Origin of the sequence: Neobacillus niacini, from assembly GCF_036961885.1 — a bacterium.
Classification (GTDB): domain Bacteria; phylum Bacillota; class Bacilli; order Bacillales; family Cytobacillaceae; genus Neobacillus; species Neobacillus niacini_H.
This window is the reverse complement of sequence record NZ_JBALNQ010000010.1, coordinates 270,355-291,806: the sequence shown is the minus strand read 5'-3', so window position 1 is coordinate 291,806 and position 21,452 is coordinate 270,355. Positions and strand designations below refer to the sequence as shown.

Below are 21,452 nucleotides of genomic sequence, written 5' to 3'. Positions count from 1 at the left end.
CAGTAATGGAACAATACTTAATAATCATTTTGAGAACAATATTTTTTTATGTACTTATCCTCCTCATTTTTCGCTTAATGGGAAAACGAGAAATAGGCGAGTTAAGCATTCTTGATCTTGTCGTTTTTGTCATGATCGGTGAGATGGCGATCCTCTCAATTGAAAATCCCAAAAGACCGATTTTTGAAACAATCATTCCGATGACTTTATTAATGCTCATACAAATTTTCTTAGCAACCCTTTCCTTAAAGAGTAAACGATTTCGGGATCTTGTCGACGGAAAACCAACAATCATCATTAACCGCGGAAAAATTGATGAATATGCGATGAGAAAACAACGCTATAACTTTGACGATTTACTAACGCAATTAAGAGAAAAGGATATCAGGAGTATTGCCGACGTTGAGTTTGCGATTCTGGAGTCCTCGGGAAGTTTATCCGTAATTGAAAAAATGAATAACAGTGATGGCCAGCCCAAGGAAGGGGATATTACCATCCCGTTAATTATTGACGGCTCAGTTGAAGAAGAAAACTTAAAACGGATCAATAAAACCAATCTTTGGCTCCGTCAGGAATTGAAGAAGTTGGGGTATCGCGATGTTCGCGAAATCTCCTTTTGCAGCTATGAAAATGGAAAGTTTTTTGTCGACATTATCGACGAACAGTAAGAAGACACGCTGTTGTGCGTGTCTTCTTACTGTCTATCTAACTGATTGGTATTAAATGACGGATAATTGGGATTCTTTTAAGCTCATCTTTTTTTATTAAGCCCGCGATGATTAACAGAATGATATAAATTAATGACATCCCACTTGCAGAAGAAAGAACTCTGATTGCTAAATGCTCGCCCAATAGTATGTGATTGAACAGCCAATAACCTATCCATGCGGAGAAGGACATGATGATTGAGCCTTTTACGTAGTCACGTATATAAAAGCTAAAAGAAATTTTCTTTATGACAGTCGCAAAATGAAGCACAGTTACCAATACAAAGCCAACGATTATCCCTAACGCTACTCCTGTTATCCCGAAGGACGGCTGAGAAGCGAGCATAAATATGACGGCTGTCTTAACTACAGCACCAATTAAGCTATTGATCATTGCCGCTCTTGCTAAATTTAATGCCTGTAAAACTGCCTGCAAAGGTCCTTGATAATAATAAAACAAAAAGAAGGGTGCCATAATTCGAATAAAGTAAGATCCTTTTGTTGTGCCGTACATGAGCTGCATAAGAGGGTCAGCCAGAACATATAGAACGATAACAGATAATCCGCCTGTTAAAAAGGCAAATCGTAAAGCCTGCTGCAAACGATGTTCAATCAATTGATGGTTATTCTGTGAATTGGCTTCGCTTATGGCTGGGACAAGAGAAGTTGCCAATGAGTAAGTAATAAACGAAGGCAGCAATAATAATGGCATGGCAAAACCTGTTAGAGATCCGTATTGTTTCGTAGCTTCAACGGCAACCACCCCTGCAATCGCCAAACTGTGGGCAACAACAATCGGTTCAAAAAACCATGCTACAGACCCAATCATTCTGCTTCCCATTGTCGGTAAGGCAATTTCCATTAAATCTTTAAAGGTTTTCTTTCCTGAATGAACAAATTGAAAGAAATTCTTGCGGAGCTTGAATCTTTTCCTTAATTTAAAGGTTGTCATTAAATAGACTAAGGAAACGACTTCACCTATAATGGCCGCAACCATTGCTGCCGCTGCCGCATATTCTATTCCATATGGAAGAAACGCTTTCGTCATAACGGCAATTAAGGTAATCCTTACAAGCTGTTCCAAGATCTGTGATATTGCAGAAGGGCGCATGTTTTGTCTGCCTTGGAAATAGCCCCTCAGGACAGAGGAAACTGCAATAACGGGTACCACAGGTGCGATGGCAATTAAAGGATAATACGTTCTTGGATCGGTAAAAAGAGTGGTAGAGAGAATGGGAGCTAATAAAATTAATGCTGGTGTAAAAATAAGCGACAACGAGATGGTTATTGCAAGAGATACAACTAGTATTTTTTTTATTTCTTGATGATTTCCTTTTGCCTCTGCCTCGGCAATGTTCTTTGATATGGCGACAGGTAGTCCCATTTGTGTTAAGGTCACAACCAAGATAAAGGTAGGAAAGGCCATCATGTAGAGGCCAACACCTTCTTCACCAATACTTCGAGCTATGACAATTCTGTTAATAAATCCAAGTACTCTTGTAATAAATCCTGCAATTAACAGGATAAAAGTCCCTTTTAAAAATTTTGACATCCTACTTCCCACCTTCTCAAAAAAGAAGAATTCATATACAATTAATCTATATGCATAAGGGTGGACAAAGCATGACAAGGTGTTTTTTATTTTCAAGACAATTGAGATGGGCGTAAAAGTCCTCAGGAGGAAGCAGTAATGGAGAAAAGCCATTCTTACAATCATTTTCACACTCAGGTAAAGCCAGCCTTAATAAGTAAGTTAGAAGAATTTCGCTTGCTTGGCTACAAAGAAGTATCAGAAACTGTTCTTTGGGAGTTCTTACTAAGGAAAAAATGGAAGAAGGTAAAAGAGGATATCAGACTTTACGAGATTATTGATGACATTCTTTCCGTAAAGGTCAGTGATTACTTAAGCTTTACCACAATTGAAACATATAAAAACAATGATTTTAATTTGGAAGATGAAAATGAATGGAAAGAGTTATTGAAATAAACTATAATAGAAGAATGATTTTTATATAAGGCTTCGTTGCAGTGCTTTGGCTAGAGCCTAAGGAGGAACTATACATAATGGTGAAGCGCAGTAGAATTATCGCTTTCCTTCTAGTTATTCTACTACTAGGAAGTACAATGGGATTTACTACTACAGGTATTTTAAAAGACATTAAACTTGGTTTGGACCTTCAAGGCGGCTTTGAGGTTTTGTATGAAGTGACACCAGCGAAAAAAGGTCAAGTAATTAACCAAGATACGTTAGCAAGTACCGCAGAGGCGCTTGATAAGCGTATTAATGTTCTTGGAGTTAGTGAACCGACTATTCAAATCGAGGGGAAAAATCGGATTCGTGTCCAGCTTGCTGGGGTAACGGATCAAAATGAAGCTCGAGATATCCTTTCCACCCAAGCCAATTTAACCTTCCGAGATGCGAACGACCGTATCATGATGGATGGAACAGATTTAGCTGAAGGCGGAGCTAAACAGACTTTCGACGAAAATGGAGCACCAAGTGTTTCGTTAAAATTAAAGAGTGCTGAAAAGTTCAAAAATGTTACAGAAGAAATCGTTAAAATGGCACCGAATAATGTATTAGTTATTTGGCTTGATTTCGAGGAAGGAAAAGATTCCTTCAAGACTGAAATTACAAAAGTGAATCCTAAATTTTTATCAGCACCAACTGTAAAAGAAGTTTTTAATCAAAATACCGTTTCTATCGTTGGAAGCTTTACTGCCACTGAAGCTCAAGAGCTGTCTTCTCTCTTAAATGCTGGTGCACTTCCAGTTAAGCTGACAGAAGTATACTCTACATCTGTCGGTGCGAAATTTGGTGAACAGGCGTTAAACCAAACGATTCTAGCAGGTATTATCGGGATAGCCCTTATTTATATATTTATGTTAGTTTATTATCGTTTTCCTGGTTTCATCGCTACCGTTACATTATCGGTCTATATTTATCTAGTTTTATTAGTTTTTGATTGGATGAATGGTGTTCTAACTTTACCGGGTATCGCAGCTCTTATTCTTGGGGTGGGTATGGCCGTAGATGCCAACATTATCACAAACGAAAGAATCAGGGAAGAAATCAAGGTAGGAAAATCGATTAAATCGGCATTCCAAGCGGGTAGTAAAGGTGCATTTACCTCAATCCTTGACTCAAACCTAACGACAATCTTAACGGCAGCTGTTCTATTCTTCTATGGGACGAGCTCCATTAAAGGATTTGCCACCATGCTATTGGTGAGTATTATGCTAAGCTTTCTTACAGCTGTATTTGGATCACGTCTATTTTTAGGTATGTGGGTAAATAGCGGTTTCTTGAATAAAAAGGCTGGATGGTTTGGTGTGAAAAAATCGGCAATAAAAGATTTAGCTGAAAATTATGATGCAATTGATCTTCCAACTAGATGGGATCGCTATGATTTTGTGAAGGTAAGAAAATTATTTTTTATTGTCTCTGGTGTTCTCATTGCAGTTGGTTTAATCATAATCCTGATTTTACGTTTGAATCTGTCAATTGACTTTTCAAATGGCACGCGGATTGAAGTTTTATCTGACAAACCATTGACAACAGAACGGGTTGCAGAAGCCTTTGACAAACTTAATATTAGTGTTGATGATATTACGCTTTCTGGAGAAAACAAAGAAGTTGCTTCTGCTCGAACGAAAGACGTTTTATCGAAGGATGAAGTCTTAGAGTTAAAAACAACTTTCCATGATGAATTCGGCTCTGATCCGAGTGTAAGTACCGTTTCACCGACAGTGGGTAAAGAGTTGGCGAAAAACGGAATTATTGCCCTCATTATTGCTTCAATCGGAATCATTATTTATGTAACGGTCAGGTTTGAGTTTGCAATGGCAATTGGGGCTATTGTCTCACTATTGCACGATGCATTCTTTATGGTTGCCTTTTTCAGTATTACAAGACTTGAAGTGGATTTAACATTTATCGCTGCTGTGTTAACCATCATCGGTTACTCAATTAATGATACGATTGTTACCTTTGACAGAATGCGTGAGAACTTGCAGAAGAAGAAGCGTCTTAAAACTTTCGAGGACATAGCTGATGTCGTAAATGTAAGTGTTCGTCAAACGTTAACACGTTCAGTGAATACCGTATTTACGGTTTTAATCACTGTTCTTGCAATGACTATCTTTGGAAGTGAGTCCATCCGGAATTTCAATATTGCAATGTTAGTTGGTTTAGTAACAGGTGTGTACTCTTCAATCTTTATCGCTACCAATCTTTGGGTGGTATTAAAAGCTAGAGAATTGAAGAAGAAGGGTACCATTAAAACAGTCAAAGAAAAAAGAAAATATTCAGATGAGCCACAAGTGTAATGGAAAAAACCGCATTTTGCGGTTTTTTTTATGGATTGAACTGTGAAACATGCTCCTGTATAATAGTAAGGTCTGAGGGGTGAACGCATGTTAAAGTCGAAAACTAGATGGATTGTTCGTAAATCTGATCAACAACTAGTAAAAACTCTCGAAACCGAATTAAAAATTACGCCACTTGTTGCGTCGCTGCTTATCAACCGCGGATTAGATACCGTTGATTCTGCACGGTATTTTTTATTTGGAAAAGAGCAATTCCATGATCCTTATTTATTAAAAGGCATGGATATAGCTGTAAATAGAATTCGGGAAGCAATAGCTAAACAAGAACCTATTTTAATTTTTGGAGATTATGATGCGGATGGTGTGAGCAGTACAACCGTATTAATGGTTACCCTTAGAGAATTGGGAGCCAATGTACAATTTTATATCCCTAATCGTTTTACAGAAGGTTATGGACCAAATGAATCTGCCTTTCGTCGAGCAGCTGAGTCAGGAATTAAGTTAATTATAACTGTGGATACAGGGATTTCTGCTGTGAATGAAGCAGCTATAGCACAGGAAATAGGCCTTGACCTAATCATCACGGATCACCATGAACCAGGTCCAATCTTACCTGAAGCATTGGCCATTATTCATCCAAAACTACCCGATAGTATTTACCCGTTTCGGGAACTGGCTGGGGTAGGTGTTGCTTTCAAACTAGCCCATGCCCTGTACGGAAAGGTTCCGGAACATCTGTTGGAAATAGCCGTGATCGGCACAATTGCCGATTTAGTTTCATTAAAGGATGAAAATCGGCTGATTGCCAAAAAAGGTTTAGAAAGGCTTAAGGTTACAGCTAACAAAGGGTTAAAAGCTATACTTAAAGTCTCAGGAGTGGAGCAGCAATCCATAACGGAAGAAACCATTGGTTTCACACTCGCGCCTAGGATTAACGCTGTCGGCAGACTAGAAGATGCGGGTATGGCGGTCGAGCTGTTGCTTACAGACGACCCCTATGAAGCTGAAACCCTAGCGCAGGAAATGGATGAATTAAACAAAACGAGACAATCAATTGTTAATTCCATTACCCTCGAAGCGATTGAAGAGGTGGAAAAAAATTATCCGATTCAATCAAATTCCGTACTCGTCATCGGAAAAGAAGGTTGGAATGCAGGCGTAGTTGGGATAGTTGCTTCCAGGTTAGTCGAAAAGTTTTACCGTCCGACTATTGTTCTTAGTTTTGACCAGGAAAAGGGAATAGCGAAGGGTTCTGCTCGGAGTATTGCCGGGTTTGACTTGTTTAAAAATCTATCGACTTGCAAGGATATTCTTCCTCATTTTGGAGGGCATCCAATGGCAGCAGGGATGACGCTAAATCTTGAACATGTTTCAGAACTTCGATCAAGGTTAAATAATCTTGCGAATGAACAGTTGTTAGCGGAGGATTTTGTACCTGTTACGTTGCTTGATCATCAAATAAATATCGAAGAAATCAATTTGGATGCACTGGATGAATTAAACCTCCTTGCTCCATTTGGAATGGACAACCCTAAGCCAAAGGTTTTAATCAACAATGTCCAAATTTCTACTATGAGAAAAATTGGTTCTGAGCAAAATCATTTGAAAGTCTTGGTAAATGAAAATGGTGCCAACCTTGATGGGATTGGTTTTGGACTTGGAAAGTTATATGACCATATTTCACCAGCTTCAAAAATTTCGTTAATTGGTGAATTAGCCATCAATGAGTGGAATAATATCCGTAAACCACAAATTTTTATCCAGGATGTTGCGGTTGAATCGTGGCAGCTATTTGATCATCGTGGTGTCAAACGTATTCATTCGTTGGCTCATACCATTCCTATAGAAAATCGGAAATATATTATTTTTAACAAAGAGCAGCTTAATAAAATTGATCCTGCTCTTACGAATGAGACAATCCTCATTCAAGATGAGATGGATGCCAAGGCATTCGATTCACATCAAGCCAATGTCGTTCTCGTTGACTTCCCGCCATCAAAAAACATACTTTGTCACTTATTTAATGGGAAACAGCCTGCTCGAATTTATGCTTATTTTTACAAAGAATCGAGTGATTTTTTTAGTACAATGCCGACAAGGGATCATTTTAAGTGGTTTTATGCTTTTTTATTAAAAAAAGGACCTATTGATATCGCCCGCCATGGCGATGAAATTGCAAAACATCGCGGCTGGTCCACAGAAACAGTCACCTTTATGTCAAAGGTGTTTTCTGAACTAGGTTTTGTTACAATAAATAATGGATTTATTACATTGAATAAACAATCACAAAAGCATGACCTAACTGATTCAATTACTTATCAAACAAAACAAGCTCAATTTGCCCTTGAAAGAGATTTATTATTTTCATCCTTTCAGCAATTAAAGAGCTGGTTTGACCAAGTCATAGAGGAATCAGTTACAATTGAGGAGGCAATTAAGTAATGGACTTAGAGAAATTTATCGCAATTGTACCAGATTATCCAAAACCAGGAATATCGTTTAAGGATATTACTCCATTAATGAACAATGGGGAAGCATATAAGTATGCAACAGACCAAATTGTAGCTTATGCGAAAGATATGCAAATAGATTTAATTGTTGGTCCAGAAGCAAGAGGATTTATTATTGGCTGCCCTGTAGCATACTCACTTGGAATCGGCTTTGCTCCCGTTCGTAAAGATGGAAAACTACCTCGTGAAACGGTTAAAGTAAGCTATGGATTAGAATATGGAAGTGATGTCCTAACCATTCATAAGGATGCCATTCAGCCAGGACAACGTGTGCTAATAACTGATGACTTATTAGCAACAGGTGGAACAATTGAAGCTACCATCCAATTAGTTGAACAACTAGGTGGTGTGGTTGCTGGAATTGCCTTCTTAATTGAATTATCCTATCTTGAAGGTCGCAAGAAACTTGATGGCTACGACATCATGACGTTGTTGAATTACTAATAGTAATGGGGGCACTCGTAACTGAGTGCTCTCTTGTTATAATAAAAGCATATTATTTTTTAACGAATTCACTATATTTCGACACTTTTATTGCAAAATGCAGTAAAATAAGTATCAATCCCTTTACATCTAAGATTTTTTTTTCGATAATAATAACATTCATTAGTAACTAGTATAGATTGGAATACATTTAATAAAAAAATGAGACGAAAAATAAGGTGATTTTATGGCGAACGATCAAGTTCTAACCGCCGATCAAGTCATCGACAAGACGAGAGCCTATTTAAACGAGGAGCATGTTGAATTAGTTAAGCGAGCTTACGAATTCGCTAAACATTCTCATCGTGAACAATATAGAAAATCGGGAGAACCTTACATTATTCATCCCATTCAAGTGGCTGGAATTCTAGCGGATTTGGAGATGGATCCTGAAACGGTTGCCGCTGGTTTTCTTCATGACGTTGTTGAAGACACCGATGTTACGCTAAAGGACATCGAGACTGAATTTAATGACGAAGTGGCCATGCTTGTCGACGGGGTTACGAAATTAGGAAAAATTAAATATAAATCACACGAGGAACAGCAGGCAGAAAACCACAGGAAAATGTTTGTGGCTATGGCTCAAGATATCCGCGTTATTTTGATTAAGCTTGCCGATCGTTTGCATAATATGAGGACGCTTAAGCACCTTCCTGTAGAGAAGCAGCGCCGTATTTCAAATGAAACACTTGAAATCTTTGCACCTTTGGCCCATCGTCTTGGTATTTCTAAGATTAAGTGGGAGCTGGAGGATACTGCATTAAGGTACTTAAATCCACAGCAATATTACCGTATTGTTAACTTAATGAAAAAGAAGCGTGCAGAGCGGGAGCAATACTTAGTTGATGTAATGGACGAGGTCCGCACGAGGATGAAGGAAGTCTCCATTAACGCGGAGCTTAACGGAAGACCTAAACATATTTATAGCATTTACCGTAAAATGGTTCAGCAAAATAAACAGTTTACTGAGATTTATGACCTGCTTGCGGTTCGGATTGTCGTGAATAGTATTAAGGATTGCTATGCGGTATTAGGAATCATCCATACATGCTGGAAGCCAATGCCAGGTCGATTTAAGGACTATATTGCGATGCCGAAGCCTAATATGTATCAATCTCTTCATACAACAGTCATCGGACCTAAGGGTGACCCGTTAGAGGTTCAAATTCGGACATCTGAAATGCACAGGATTGCCGAATTCGGGATTGCAGCCCACTGGGCGTATAAAGAAGGTAAAGTACTAAGTGATACTACTTCTTATGAACAAAAACTAACATGGTTTAGGGAAATCCTTGAATTCCAAAATGACACAGCGAATGCAGAAGAGTTCATGGAATCGTTAAAAATAGATCTATTCTCCGATATGGTATTTGTTTTTACCCCAAAGGGAGATGTCATTGAATTACCGTCAGGTTCTGTTCCGATTGATTTTGCCTATCGAATTCACTCTGAAATTGGCAATAAAACGATTGGGGCAAAAGTCAACGGAAAAATGGTTACGCTTGATTACCGACTTAAAACAGGCGACATTATCGAAATACTTACATCAAAGCATTCATATGGACCAAGTCAAGACTGGTTAAAGCTTGCACAAACATCACAGGCCAAGAACAAAATCCGTGCCTTCTTTAAGAAGCAGCGCCGTGATGAAAATGTCGATAAGGGAAAAGAGCTTGTTGAAAAAGAAATCCGATCCATGGATTTCGATTTAAAAGAAATCTTAACTGCTGAAAACTTAAAAAAGGTAGCAGAAAAGTTTAATTTTACCAATGAAGACGATATGTATGCAGCGGTTGGCTATAATGGAGTAACAGCACTGCAGGTTGCCAATCGTTTAACTGAGAAATGGCGTAAAAAGAGAGACAAAGAACAATCAACGACAATTACAAATGCCATTTCAGAGATGAAGACTTTTCCTTCTACGAAAAAGAAGGAGTCGGGCGTTCGTGTTGCTGGGATTGATAATTTATTGATCCGATTATCGAGATGCTGTAATCCTGTTCCTGGTGATGAAATTGTCGGCTTCATTACGAAAGGACGCGGGGTTTCTGTACATCGTGCCGATTGTACAAATATCGATTCGAATGATGCACAAGCCAGGTTAATTCCAGTTGAGTGGGAATCCGCTTTAAATAATCGTAAAGAATACAATGTTGATATCGAAATTAATGGTTATGACCGCCGTGGCTTATTGAATGAGGTTTTACAGGCCGTAAATGAAACAAAAACCAATATTTCAGCCGTTTCTGGCCGATCTGACCGTAATAAAATGGCGACAATCAGTATGTCGATTGCCATTCACAATGTTAGTCATTTGCAAAAAGTGGTTGAGCGGATTAAACAGATTCCAGATATCTATTCGGTTCGCCGGATTATGAATTAGGGAGTTTTGGGAAAATGCGAATTGTTGTCCAGCGTAGTAAAAAGGCGAAGGTAACGGTTAATGGTGAAATTACAGGGAGTATTTCCAAAGGTCTAGTCCTCCTTGTTGGTGTAACACATCAAGATAAAGACGAGGACGCGGCCTTCCTAGCAGATAAAATTGCAAATCTACGGATTTTTGAAGATGATGCTGGGAAGATGAATTTATCTTTATTAGAGGTTGGCGGTGAAATCCTTTCTGTCTCTCAATTCACCTTGTATGGAGATACCAAGAAAGGAAGAAGGCCCAATTTCATGGATGCTGCAAAACCGGAACAGGCGAATCAACTATATGAACGTTTCAATGGTTTATTGCGCGAAAAAGGGATCAAGGTTGAAACGGGTATCTTCGGAGCGATGATGGATGTTGAACTAATCAATGACGGTCCTGTAACCCTTATTGTTGATAGTAAAATATAAAAAATGCTTGGCGCTTTTTAATAGCTGCCAAGCATTTTTTTGTCTAGCGACAGCGCCTAGGGGCTATAGCTTTTCTTTTTATTCTTTAAAGTACTTTGCTAATCCATTATAAATGCCAGTTGCGACGCTTTCTTGAAATTGACTCGACCTCATCGTCATTTCTTCTGCTGGATTACTTAGGTAGCCCAATTCCATCAGCACGGCTTGTCTTTGATTTTCTCGAACGACATGGTAATCACCCGAGCGCACACCACGGCTTTTTAGCTTTGTTTGCGCATTGGTTGAATAGTAAACAGATTCAGCTAGATCCTTTTGAAAAGAATGATAGTAATAACCGGTCATTCCCCGGACGCTGCGGTCTAGGTTGCTATCATAATGTAAGCTGATAAAGGCGTCAGACTGGTGTACACTTGCCATTCTTACCCTTGAAGGAAGTGGAAGAAACGAATCATTGCTTCTCGTTAGAAAGACATTGGCTCCAGATGCTTTTAGCTTATCGGATAAAAGCTGAGCAGTCCGTAGTGTCAATTCCTTTTCAAGTGTTCCACTTGAACCGGTGGCACCATTATCTATACCCCCATGCCCAGGATCAATGACAATGGTTTTGTAGCGCAGGTAACCTTCTGGCCCTTGTTTATCAATTTCCGGTCCTGAACCATTGGTTGTTACCAGCCATCCAGCGATATAACCATTCGTACCGTTAGGCAGGGTAATTTCATACCAATCCTGCTCGACACTTTTAATGGGAAAGGAGTCTCCCTCATTTGCCCGCTGCAGGACATTTGACTGGGTGTTTGGATCCTTTCTGATATTGGTTCCATTATGGAGGATCGTAACTTTGCTATCTTTGGCTAGCTGGCTTGGTCCAGTTTTATCCCTATTAAAGTACCAGCCCGCTGCCCAGCCTGTTTTTCCAGGTTGATATTCAATTTTGACCCAATTATTTACTTCCTCCAAAATAGAAAATTTCTGTCCCTTTGAAACGGACCCAATAATTTTTGAATTTAATGAAGAGCCACTGCGAACACTAAGATTGCTGGCAGTGACTGTACCAATGGATTCAGTATCACCTTTAGACGGCTGACTTTGTGTACCCATTTGAACAAAATCTGCACTAACCCATGCTTTTTGATCAGCGTACCGTATCTCTAGCCAAGTATCTTTTTTTGAATAAATACTAACAGTCGTTCCTTTTGCTAGTTTTCCAATAACCGTTCCAGTAGTGGAAGGTTCATTGCGTATATTCAATGTATCAATCACAATACCCTTACCGATGGAATCGTTTGTGCTTTCTTCTTTTGAAGGATTACTAGTATTCTTTAAATCTATGTATTCTCGTGCAACCCAGCCTTCTCCTAATGTCGCAGATACCTTTAACCAGTTTTCATTTTCATCAAGTACAGTAACAGCTTGTCCTTTATTTAAATAACCAATAATACGGAAGCTAGTTCCTGGACCAGAGCGTACTCTTAGTTGATCGGTATTGGCTTCAGCAGTGATCTTTTTTGAATTACTAGACTTGGTCGTTGTTTCGCCATTAGTGGATTTTGTAACTACCCAGTTGGCCACCCAACCTGTTTTCGTCGCTGAAAGTTGAATTTGAATCCAATCGTCCTTTTCTTTAATGATCGTAAACGTTTCATCCTTTTTTACTTGTTTCACAAGCTGATAACTTAAGCCCGAACCATTCCGAATATTAACGGTGTCCTCTGAAATAGTAACCGATTCGGTTGCTGCCCCTATATCTTTGGGAAGGAATACAGCAAAAATCAGCACGAAACATACTAAAAATAGTATAAATTTCCTCAATATCCACTCTCTCCCTTCGCAATATCTTCTATTTTATCGTAAATAGGAATGGAATTCATTCCTTATTTGTAAAAAAATCGGTTATTTTGTTTCTTATGTAAGTTTTTTGGTTTGATGGAAATAATAAGTTTATAGAAGAATATGATGGGGTGATGTGTTGAGAGCGAGCGATAAGGGAAATAGTATTCAATCAATGGATAGTCGGATTTTTGGTGTCGACTTCCATGATTTTATTCAAAAGGAACAGCATAATAATACGTTTGAGCTTGCATCAGAATTTGGACTGACGATCGCTGATGTTAGAAAGCTGAAAAAACATTTAGAAAGAAACTAAATCCTTCTTGACAATGGATTCAATGCTCCGTAATATTATATAAATAAATAAAATACATGAATATAACCAATGATGGAGCATAGTAGTTAAGCTAAAACATGACAAGAGAGGAAATGCCCAAGGCTGAAAGCATTTCTACATGGTACTTAATGAATGAACACTCCGTAGGCTTCTCTCTGAAAAAGACTTACTTAGGTGGAATGAATATAATCCACCTCTAGTTGGAATGAATGCATTCCACCTTTAGTAGGAGAAGAACGTGAGCAGGCGTTAACTGTAAAAGAGGAAGTGCATGATTATTGATGCCTTCAACTAGGGTGGCACCGCGGGAATATAACTCTCGTCCCTTGTATTTATACAAGTGACGGGAGTTTTTTGTTTTTTATACAATGTTTTACATAAAAAAGGAACCGTGAGGAGGAATTCTGTTATGTCTATTAGCATTCCAAGAGGAACACAGGACATTCTACCTGGAGAGGTAGAAAAATGGCAGCAGATTGAAGCAAAAGCCAGAGAACTTTGCGAGAAATATCAATATCAAGAAATACGGACTCCGATTTTTGAACATACTGATCTCTTTACACGAGGAGTAGGCGATACTACCGACATTGTCCAAAAAGAAATGTACACATTTGAAGACCGAGGCGGACGCAGTCTCACACTTAGACCAGAAGGCACAGCTTCTGTTGTAAGGTCCTTTGTTGAGAAAAAGATGTTTGGGTATCCAAATCAGCCGGTTAAGCTTTATTACATGGGACCGATGTTCCGATATGAACGTCCACAGGCAGGACGCTTCCGTCAATTTGTACAGTTTGGCATTGAAGCATTAGGCAGTAATGACCCTGCCATTGACGCAGAGGTAATTTCACTAGCGATGAATTTATACAAGGAAATGGGTTTGAGAAAACTAAAGCTCGTTATTAATAGTCTTGGTGATAAGGAGAGCAGGATTGCTCACCGTAATGCATTAGTTAACCATTTTCAACCGAGAATCGGTGAGTTTTGTCCAGACTGTCAAAACCGTCTAGAAAAAAATCCATTGCGGATTCTCGATTGTAAACAGGATCACAATCATGAATTAATGAAAACTGCACCTTCGATTATTGATTATTTAAATGATGATTCTAAGGCTTATTTTGAAAAATTACAGCAGTATTTAACACAATTAGATATTCCATTTGTTGTGGATCCGAACCTTGTACGCGGTTTAGATTATTATAATCACACTGCATTTGAAATTATGAGTGACGCCGAGGGCTTTGGAGCGATTACTACTCTTTGCGGCGGTGGTCGCTATAACGGTTTAGCCGAAGAAATGGGCGGCCCAGAAACACCGGGAATTGGTTTTGCTATGAGTATTGAACGTTTTATTGCGGCTCTAAATGCTGAAGGCATCGAACTAGAAGTGGCCAAAGGAATTGATTGCTATATTGCCTCCCTTGGTGAACAAGCAAAAGACTATACCGTAGGGCTTTTGCAAAAGCTCCGTCTTGCTGGTGTTTCTGCTGAGAGAGATTATTTAAATCGGAAAATTAAAGCGCAATTTAAGTCAGCGGATCGCCTGAACGCAAAATATGTTGCCGTTTTGGGTGATGAAGAACTGACGAATAATAAAATCAATCTAAAGAATATGGCAACTGGTGAGCAAGAGGAAATTGAATTAGCACGATTTGTCGAATATTTTCAAGAATTAAAGGGATAAGAGGAGAGGATCTTCATGTACGGGAGAACATATTTTTGTGGCGATGTTCCAGAATCAGCCATCGGTGAAAAAGTAACGCTTAAGGGATGGGTTGCAAAGCGCCGGGACTTAGGCGGATTAATCTTTATTGATTTACGCGACCGTTCAGGTCTTGTCCAGGTTGTTTTCAATCCGGATGTATCAAAAGAAGCACTTGAAATCGCTGAGAAGATCCGGAACGAGTATGTACTAGATATACAAGGAACGGTTATTGCTCGCGAGGAGGGAACAATTAACCCTAATTTAAAAACCGGGAAAATTGAAATTCTAGCTGATAATGTAACAATTATTAACGAAGCGAAAACACCTCCATTTGTGATTTCAGACAAAACGGATGCTTCTGAAGATATTCGTCTAAAATATCGTTATTTAGATTTCCGTCGGCCGGTTATTTTTGAAACATTAAAAATGCGTCATCAAGTAACGAAGCAAATCAGAGATTTCCTTGATTCGGAAGGATTTTTAGATATTGAAACTCCAATTTTAACAAAAAGTACACCAGAGGGAGCGCGGGACTATCTCGTACCAAGCCGTGTACATCCTGGTGAGTTCTATGCACTGCCGCAATCACCACAGTTATTCAAGCAGTTATTAATGGTTGGTGGGATTGAGCGTTACTACCAAATTGCTCGCTGTTTCCGTGATGAAGATTTACGTGCCGACCGTCAGCCAGAATTTACCCAAATTGATATTGAAACCAGTTTCCTTGGACAAGAGGATATCTTAGGGTTAATGGAAAAAATGATGACTGGATTGATGAAGGAAGTAAAAGGAATTGAAATTCCTGCTCCATTTCCACGGATGACTTATGACGAGGCCATGAGCAGATTTGGTTCAGATAAGCCTGATACCCGCTTTGGACTTGAACTCATCGACCTATCTGAGGTCGTTAAGGATTCAGGATTTAAAGTATTTGCGGGAGCGGTCGCGAATGGCGGTCAAGTAAAGGCAATTAATGTAACAGGAGCTGCGGAAAAATACTCCCGTAAAGATATTGACGCCTTAACAGAGTTTGTTTCCGTTTATGGTGCAAAAGGTCTTGCGTGGCTGAAAGTTGATGCAGATGGGTTAAAAGGTCCAATCGCGAAGTTTTTTGCAGATGAGGATGCTAAAGCTCTAAGAACTGTTTTGAATGCGGCAGAAGGCGATCTTCTCCTCTTCGTAGCAGACAAGAAAAATGTAGTTGCCGATGCATTAGGTGCACTTCGCTCAAAACTTGGAAAAGAATTAGGATTAATCGATCAAAGCAAGTTTAATTTCTTATGGGTTACAGATTGGCCATTGCTAGAATACGGTGAAGAAGAAGGCCGCTATTATGCTGCCCATCATCCATTCACAATGCCTGTTCGGGAAGACCTGCAGTACCTAGATACAGACCCTGCCAGAGTTCGAGCACAGGCCTATGACCTTGTTTTGAATGGTTATGAACTCGGAGGCGGTTCGTTACGGATATTCGAGCGTCCTGTACAAGAAAAAATGTTTCAAGTTCTTGGGTTTACACCTGAAGAAGCACAGGAACAATTTGGGTTCTTATTAAACGCTTTTGAATATGGAACACCGCCACATGGTGGAATTGCTCTTGGCTTAGACCGATTGGTTATGCTGCTTGCAGGCAGTACGAACCTGCGTGATACGATTGCTTTTCCAAAAACGGCAAGTGCAAGCGACCTGTTAACAAATGCACCGGGTGAAGTTTCTGAAGCTCAATTAAAAGAACTCCATTTGTCACTAAATGTTACCAATAAAAATGAATAAAACGCTTTCATTATCACTTGAATGGTTTTTCATTATATGATATTATAAAGTCAATCAAATAAGAGTCCTGAAATGTTCGTTGTATTACCTAACTTTTGACCAACATTATTTCTTCGGGAGTCTGCCGTTTTCAAGCTGCGTAAATGCCTCAACCTATACGGTAAAAAGGACTTACATAAACTTGGAACAGGACACCCACCTGCGAAAATAGCGGGATCAAAAGAAGGAACTAAGCGCGACGGCACCATTGGGACCCTTATAAAAATAGCCTCCTGCAACGCAGGGGGCTATTTTTATTTTTTGAGTGGGATTGTTTCCATAAATCATGAGTTGAAGAAACGGGTCTAGTGGTCCCATGAGGCCCAAAAATAGCTGTAATCAGGATATATGGGCCTCATAAAGCATTCATGAAGCCCAAAAAAATGTTTAATCAGGAAAAACGGGTCTCAGGAAGTGTTCATGAAGCCTAAAAATATGTGTAATCAGGAAAAATGGGTCTCATAAAGTGTTCATGAGGTCAGAAAACCGCCTCTTTAAAAAAACAAGCAACAAAAGAATTCCCATAGAGATACTTGAATTTATGAACGAGTATGTTATATTTTTTTAGGGTAAAAGATATTAATAAGTCGAATTTATATTTCTGGAGGATCATATGCTGCATCAATTTTCTCGTAATGAACTGGCAATTGGTAAAGAAGGCCTTGATATAATGAAAAACAGTACAGTTGCTATATTAGGCATTGGCGGTGTCGGAACATTTGCCGCTGAGGCGCTTGCACGTTCTGGTGTTGGTCGTTTGGTATTAGTTGATAAAGATGTTGTTGATATCACCAATGTCAACCGTCAACTGATTGCCCTTCTTTCTACGGTCGGCCAACCTAAAGCAGACCTGATGAAAGAGCGCATTAAAGATATTAATCCTGATTGTGAAGTCATCGCTTTAAAAATGTTTTATACAGAAGAGACGTATGAAGAGTTTTTTAAATACGGATTGGATTTTGTCGTAGACGCTTCAGATACGATTATTTATAAAATTCACTTGATGAAAGAATGTCTAAATAGAAATATTCCGATTATCTCTAGCATGGGTGCGGCTAACAAAATGGACCCAACTCGCTTCAAGATTGCAGATATTTCAAAAACGCATACGGATCCCATCGCAAAAGTAATCCGCACGAAGCTGCGCAAGGAAAGAATCCATAAAGGTATTCCAGTGGTTTTCTCTGATGAGAGCCCAATTGTCATTCGGGAGGATATCAAGAAAGAGGTTGGAAATGAGAATGCGCCCACTCGTAAGGGGCAAATGCCGCCATCCTCAAATGCCTTCGTTCCATCTGCCTGTGGATTAATCATGGCAAGCTATGTAGTTCGTGAGTTACTCTCGGATATCAAAATTACCCGTGTAGCTGACGAGAAATAGTACTAACCCCCCGAACCAATAGGTCGGGGTTATTTTTTATGTAGGCTCTTTTCTTAAACTTTGTTGCTTTTTATACTAGAAAATAATGAATGTACTGTGTTTTCGCCGAAAACAGCATAAATTTAGTAAGAAAAGAGCTTGTAGACTAAATTCAGCGCGCAAAATACTATTGCCACGTTAAAATCGGCTTTAAGATTTTAACAACAATCGTTACGAAAACAGCCTTTATGTAAAATTGGTAAGTTTTATCTAGAATACGGTACACTTGTTAAGAGAGGGGGAAATTACTTGGAATCTATCGTAGTTATTAAGGATGTAACGAAAGTCATTAAAGGAAGAACAATCATAGATAATATCAGTTTTGAAGTAAATAAAGGTGAAGTCTTTGGTTTTCTTGGCCCAAATGGGGCAGGTAAAACGACCACGATTCGGATGATTGTCGGTCTAATGGGAATTACTTCTGGAGATATAATAATCGGTGGAGCGAGTATCAAAACCAAGTTCGAAGACGCTGTTAAGCATGTCGGAGCCATTGTTGAAAATCCTGAAATGTACAAGTTTCTAAGTGGGTATCAAAATCTTATCCACTACGCTCGAATGGTAAAAGGGATAACGAAGGGGAAAATTGATGAGACCGTCAAGCTAGTGGGATTATCAGACCGGATTCACGATAAAGTAAAAACCTACTCATTAGGGATGCGGCAAAGATTAGGATTAGCTCAATGTCTTTTGCATGATCCGAAAGTGTTGATTTTGGATGAGCCGACAAATGGACTGGACCCCGCAGGGATAAGAGAAATCCGTGATTATATCCGTCTCCTAGCTCGGGAAAAAGGGATGGCAGTCATTGTATCAAGCCATATCCTTTCAGAGATGGAAATGATGTGTGACCGAATTGGAATTATTCAAGATGGCAGACTTATTGATGTCCAATTGGTCCAGGAATTGGTGCATGGAAATAGTGCTAGCTTTGAGTTTGAGATTATTCCCAGTGATAAGGCGATGACACTTTTGAAAACTAGGTATCCAACTATCACAGCAACCAATTCACGAAACGGGATTACCTTGGAAATTCCTAAAAACGAAGTGCCTGCAATGGTAAAGGGGTTCGTAGAAAATGATATTCAAGTGTTTGGTATTAAAGAAGTTTCCAAAACATTAGAGGATCGCTTCCTTGAATTGACATCGGATAAGGGGGCGCTAAATCATGATTAATTTGATCCGTAATGAATTAATGAAAATTTTCAGAAGACCTGGTACCTATGTGATGATTGCGATTTTATTGGTAATTGTCTCTATTACTGGTGTTTTTATGAAATATAATCTGGTTGATGACGAACCAAATGTAACGGAGGATTGGAAACCAGTTCTTCAACAGGAAAATGAAGCCTTGAAAAAGCAGTTAGAGTCTAGTCAATTTAAGACAGAACAAGATTATTATAAAAAACAGATTGAGATCAATGAATACAGAATTGAACATGATATTCCGTTTAGGGAAAAATATCATTTATGGTCTTTTGTCCAAGACAATTCAGAGCTTATTTTATTAGCTGGATTATTTACAATTGTCATCTCTGCAGGAATCGTTGCCAGCGAATTTTCATGGGGAACGATCAAACTGCTTCTTATTCGTCCTATTAATCGAAGTAAGATTCTATTATCCAAATACATAACCGTATTAGTATTTGCTTTGTTAATGGTAGGCATTCTATTTGTTTTTTCAGCGCTCCTTGGTGCCGTACTATTTGGGATGCCAGAGCAAGCGGTACCCTATTTGAATTACTTTAATGGAAAAATAACAGAGCAGCATATTGTCGTCCATCTGATCATTTATTATGGCTTAGGTTCAATTGAAATGATGATGCTCACAACCATGGCTTTTATGATTTCAACCGTTTTTAGAAATAGCTCACTGGCTATTGGTATATCGTTATTCTTGATGTTTACCGGCAGTCAATTCACGGCACTCATATCGATGAAGTTTGAATGGGCAAAATATATTTTGTTTGCTAATACAAATTTAATGCAATATATCGAAGGCACTCCGCTTCTAGAGGGGATGACCATGTCTTTCTCTATTATCATGCTAGTTTTATACTTTGTGTTATTTCAATTATTGGCTTTCTATGTGTTTAATAAGCGAGATGTTGCGGCATAAAAATAAACCTCTGGGAGGATCCCAGAGGTCATTTTTTCCGAGTTAATTTGTCATAAACAATCGCCAGAGCCTGTTCAAATTTACCGGTTTTCTTCGGCAGGTAGTACTGTTTGTTTTTTAATCTGTTCGGCAGATACTGTTGTGAAACCCACCCATTATCATAATCATGAGGATACAAATAACCAATTCCTCTTCCGAGTTCTTTTGCTCCCTTATAGTGGGCATCTCGCAGATGATCTGGAATCTCGCCAATGATTCCTTTTTGGATATCTGCAATGGCATCACCTATGGCGATGACAGCAGAATTCGATTTTGGTGATAAACAAAGCTCTATCACAGCATTTGCAAGTGGAATCCTTGCTTCAGGGAAACCGATTCTTTCCGAGGTTTCAATGGCGGCTAATGTCCTCGCACCTGCCTGCGGACTGGCAAGTCCAATATCCTCGTAGGCAATTACTAATAATCGTCGGCTGATACTTTGCAAATCACCAGCTTCAATTAATCTTCCTAGATAATGAAGTGCCGCATTCACATCACTGCCGCGTATCGACTTTTGGAAGGCGGATAAAACATCATAATGACCGTCACCATCTTTATCGGAACCAAAGCTTTTTTTCTGCATACATTCTTCTGCAGTTTCTAGACTAATCTGGATGACTTCTTCCTCATCTTTGTCAGTGGAAAGGACAGCGAGTTCTAGTGCATTTAATGAACTGCGGACATCACCATTTGAGGCGGTCGCGAAATGAGTCAGTGCCTCTTCAGAAATAGCAATCTTCAACTTTCCGAAACCACGCTCTGCATCTTCGATAGCACGGAGTAGTGCTAGTTTTATTTCTTCAGGAGATAAAGGTTTGAGTTCGAAAATTTGACACCTGCTGCGGATGGCCGGATTAATGGCATGATAAGGGTTGCTTGTTGTTGCTCCAATTAAGGTAATCAAACCATTTTCTAAAAATGGTAATAAAAAATCTTGTTTTCCTTTATCAAGCCGATGTACCTCATCTAAGAGTAAAATCACCTTACCGGACATTTTTGCCTCTGCAGCGACGATTTCCATGTCTTTTTTATTATTTGTGACAGCATTAAGGGTACGAAAGGCATATTTTGTACTTCCAGCAATCGCACTAGCAATGGACGTTTTTCCGATGCCAGGCGGTCCATATAATATCATTGATGTCAGCTGTTTAGCCTTAACCATTCGAGCAATAATTTTATCATCTGCCACTAGGTGCTGCTGTCCAACGACTTCATCTATTGTTCTAGGGCGCATTCGAAATGCCAGCGGTTTTTGTTGCATCATGCATCGCTCCAACTAAATAAATACGTTCTATTTAACTCTACCATTTTCTCATGGAAAAGCAT

At 39.1% G+C, this 21,452-nt stretch carries 16 protein-coding genes, 1 other RNA gene and 1 other annotated feature; of the genes, 14 read left to right on the top strand and 3 right to left on the bottom strand.

Features of this window, described 5'->3' with window-relative positions:
- The first annotated feature begins 5 nt into the window (after window positions 1-5).
- Window positions 6-668 (top strand): DUF421 domain-containing protein, encoded by a 663-nt coding sequence (locus V7124_RS06700; RefSeq protein ID WP_335408782.1) that lies wholly within the window; start codon window positions 6-8, stop codon window positions 666-668.
- Between the two features lie 37 nt (window positions 669-705).
- Here V7124_RS06700 and spoVB read toward each other — a convergent pair whose 3' ends face one another.
- Window positions 706-2,259 (bottom strand): stage V sporulation protein B, encoded by a 1,554-nt coding sequence (spoVB, locus tag V7124_RS06695; protein ID WP_335487266.1) that lies wholly within the window; start codon window positions 2,257-2,259, stop codon window positions 706-708.
- Between the two features lie 138 nt (window positions 2,260-2,397).
- Here spoVB and V7124_RS06690 point away from each other — a divergent pair, with 138 nt between their 5' ends.
- The 6 genes from V7124_RS06690 (at window position 2,398) to dtd (ending at window position 10,870) form a co-directional block, all read left to right on the top strand.
- On the top strand, window positions 2,398-2,694 hold the full coding sequence (locus V7124_RS06690) for a post-transcriptional regulator (protein ID WP_335408787.1): 297 nt from the start codon (window positions 2,398-2,400) through the stop codon (window positions 2,692-2,694).
- A gap of 77 nt (window positions 2,695-2,771) precedes the next feature.
- Entirely contained in the window at window positions 2,772-5,036 is a 2,265-nt protein-coding gene (gene secDF, locus V7124_RS06685; RefSeq protein ID WP_335487262.1) for a protein translocase subunit SecDF, read from the top strand.
- A gap of 87 nt (window positions 5,037-5,123) precedes the next feature.
- Complete coding sequence (gene recJ / locus V7124_RS06680) at window positions 5,124-7,478, top strand: single-stranded-DNA-specific exonuclease RecJ (RefSeq protein WP_335487259.1); 2,355 nt, start codon at window positions 5,124-5,126, stop codon at window positions 7,476-7,478.
- Entirely contained in the window at window positions 7,478-7,990 is a 513-nt protein-coding gene (locus V7124_RS06675; RefSeq protein ID WP_335408795.1) for an adenine phosphoribosyltransferase, read from the top strand. The genes recJ and V7124_RS06675 overlap by 1 nt, the downstream gene beginning before the upstream one ends.
- Before the next feature lie 226 nt (window positions 7,991-8,216).
- On the top strand, window positions 8,217-10,412 hold the full coding sequence (locus tag V7124_RS06670; protein WP_335408797.1) for a RelA/SpoT family protein: 2,196 nt from the start codon (window positions 8,217-8,219) through the stop codon (window positions 10,410-10,412).
- A 14-nt stretch (window positions 10,413-10,426) separates the two neighbouring features.
- Window positions 10,427-10,870 (top strand): D-aminoacyl-tRNA deacylase, encoded by a 444-nt coding sequence (dtd, locus tag V7124_RS06665; protein WP_335408799.1) that lies wholly within the window; start codon window positions 10,427-10,429, stop codon window positions 10,868-10,870.
- 78 nt (window positions 10,871-10,948) lie between these two features.
- Here dtd and V7124_RS06660 read toward each other — a convergent pair whose 3' ends face one another.
- Entirely contained in the window at window positions 10,949-12,646 is a 1,698-nt protein-coding gene (locus V7124_RS06660; RefSeq protein ID WP_335487257.1) for an SH3 domain-containing protein, read from the bottom strand.
- A gap of 190 nt (window positions 12,647-12,836) precedes the next feature.
- On the opposite strand from V7124_RS06660, the gene V7124_RS06655 reads away from it, so the two are divergent.
- From V7124_RS06655 to V7124_RS06625, 7 genes are all read left to right on the top strand, one after another.
- Window positions 12,837-13,013, top strand: coding sequence for a hypothetical protein (locus tag V7124_RS06655; protein WP_335408802.1), 177 nt, complete (start codon window positions 12,837-12,839; stop codon window positions 13,011-13,013).
- A 60-nt stretch (window positions 13,014-13,073) separates the two neighbouring features.
- Window positions 13,074-13,364: a binding site (T-box leader), on the top strand.
- Between the two features lie 79 nt (window positions 13,365-13,443).
- Window positions 13,444-14,715, top strand: coding sequence for a histidine--tRNA ligase (gene hisS, locus V7124_RS06650; protein WP_335487253.1), 1,272 nt, complete (start codon window positions 13,444-13,446; stop codon window positions 14,713-14,715).
- Window positions 14,716-14,730: 15 nt separating this feature from the next.
- A complete protein-coding gene (aspS, locus tag V7124_RS06645; protein WP_335487249.1) occupies window positions 14,731-16,509 on the top strand; it encodes an aspartate--tRNA ligase in 1,779 nt (592 codons plus the stop codon).
- A gap of 61 nt (window positions 16,510-16,570) precedes the next feature.
- Window positions 16,571-16,767, top strand: a non-coding RNA gene (gene ssrS / locus V7124_RS06640) — 6S RNA.
- Between the two features lie 394 nt (window positions 16,768-17,161).
- The gene (locus tag V7124_RS06635) at window positions 17,162-17,929 is read left to right on the top strand and encodes a tRNA threonylcarbamoyladenosine dehydratase (RefSeq protein ID WP_335408807.1); all 768 of its coding nucleotides are present in this window, start codon (window positions 17,162-17,164) and stop codon (window positions 17,927-17,929) included.
- 288 nt (window positions 17,930-18,217) lie between these two features.
- Entirely contained in the window at window positions 18,218-19,144 is a 927-nt protein-coding gene (locus V7124_RS06630; RefSeq protein WP_335408808.1) for an ABC transporter ATP-binding protein, read from the top strand.
- Complete coding sequence (locus V7124_RS06625; protein ID WP_335487245.1) at window positions 19,137-20,087, top strand: ABC transporter permease; 951 nt, start codon at window positions 19,137-19,139, stop codon at window positions 20,085-20,087. The genes V7124_RS06630 and V7124_RS06625 overlap by 8 nt, the downstream gene beginning before the upstream one ends.
- Before the next feature lie 28 nt (window positions 20,088-20,115).
- On the opposite strand, the gene V7124_RS06620 is transcribed toward V7124_RS06625, so the two are convergent.
- Window positions 20,116-21,387: a replication-associated recombination protein A gene (locus V7124_RS06620; protein ID WP_335409069.1), complete on the bottom strand. Its 1,272-nt coding sequence runs from the start codon at window positions 21,385-21,387 to the stop codon at window positions 20,116-20,118.
- Between the last annotated feature and the right edge of the window lie 65 nt (window positions 21,388-21,452).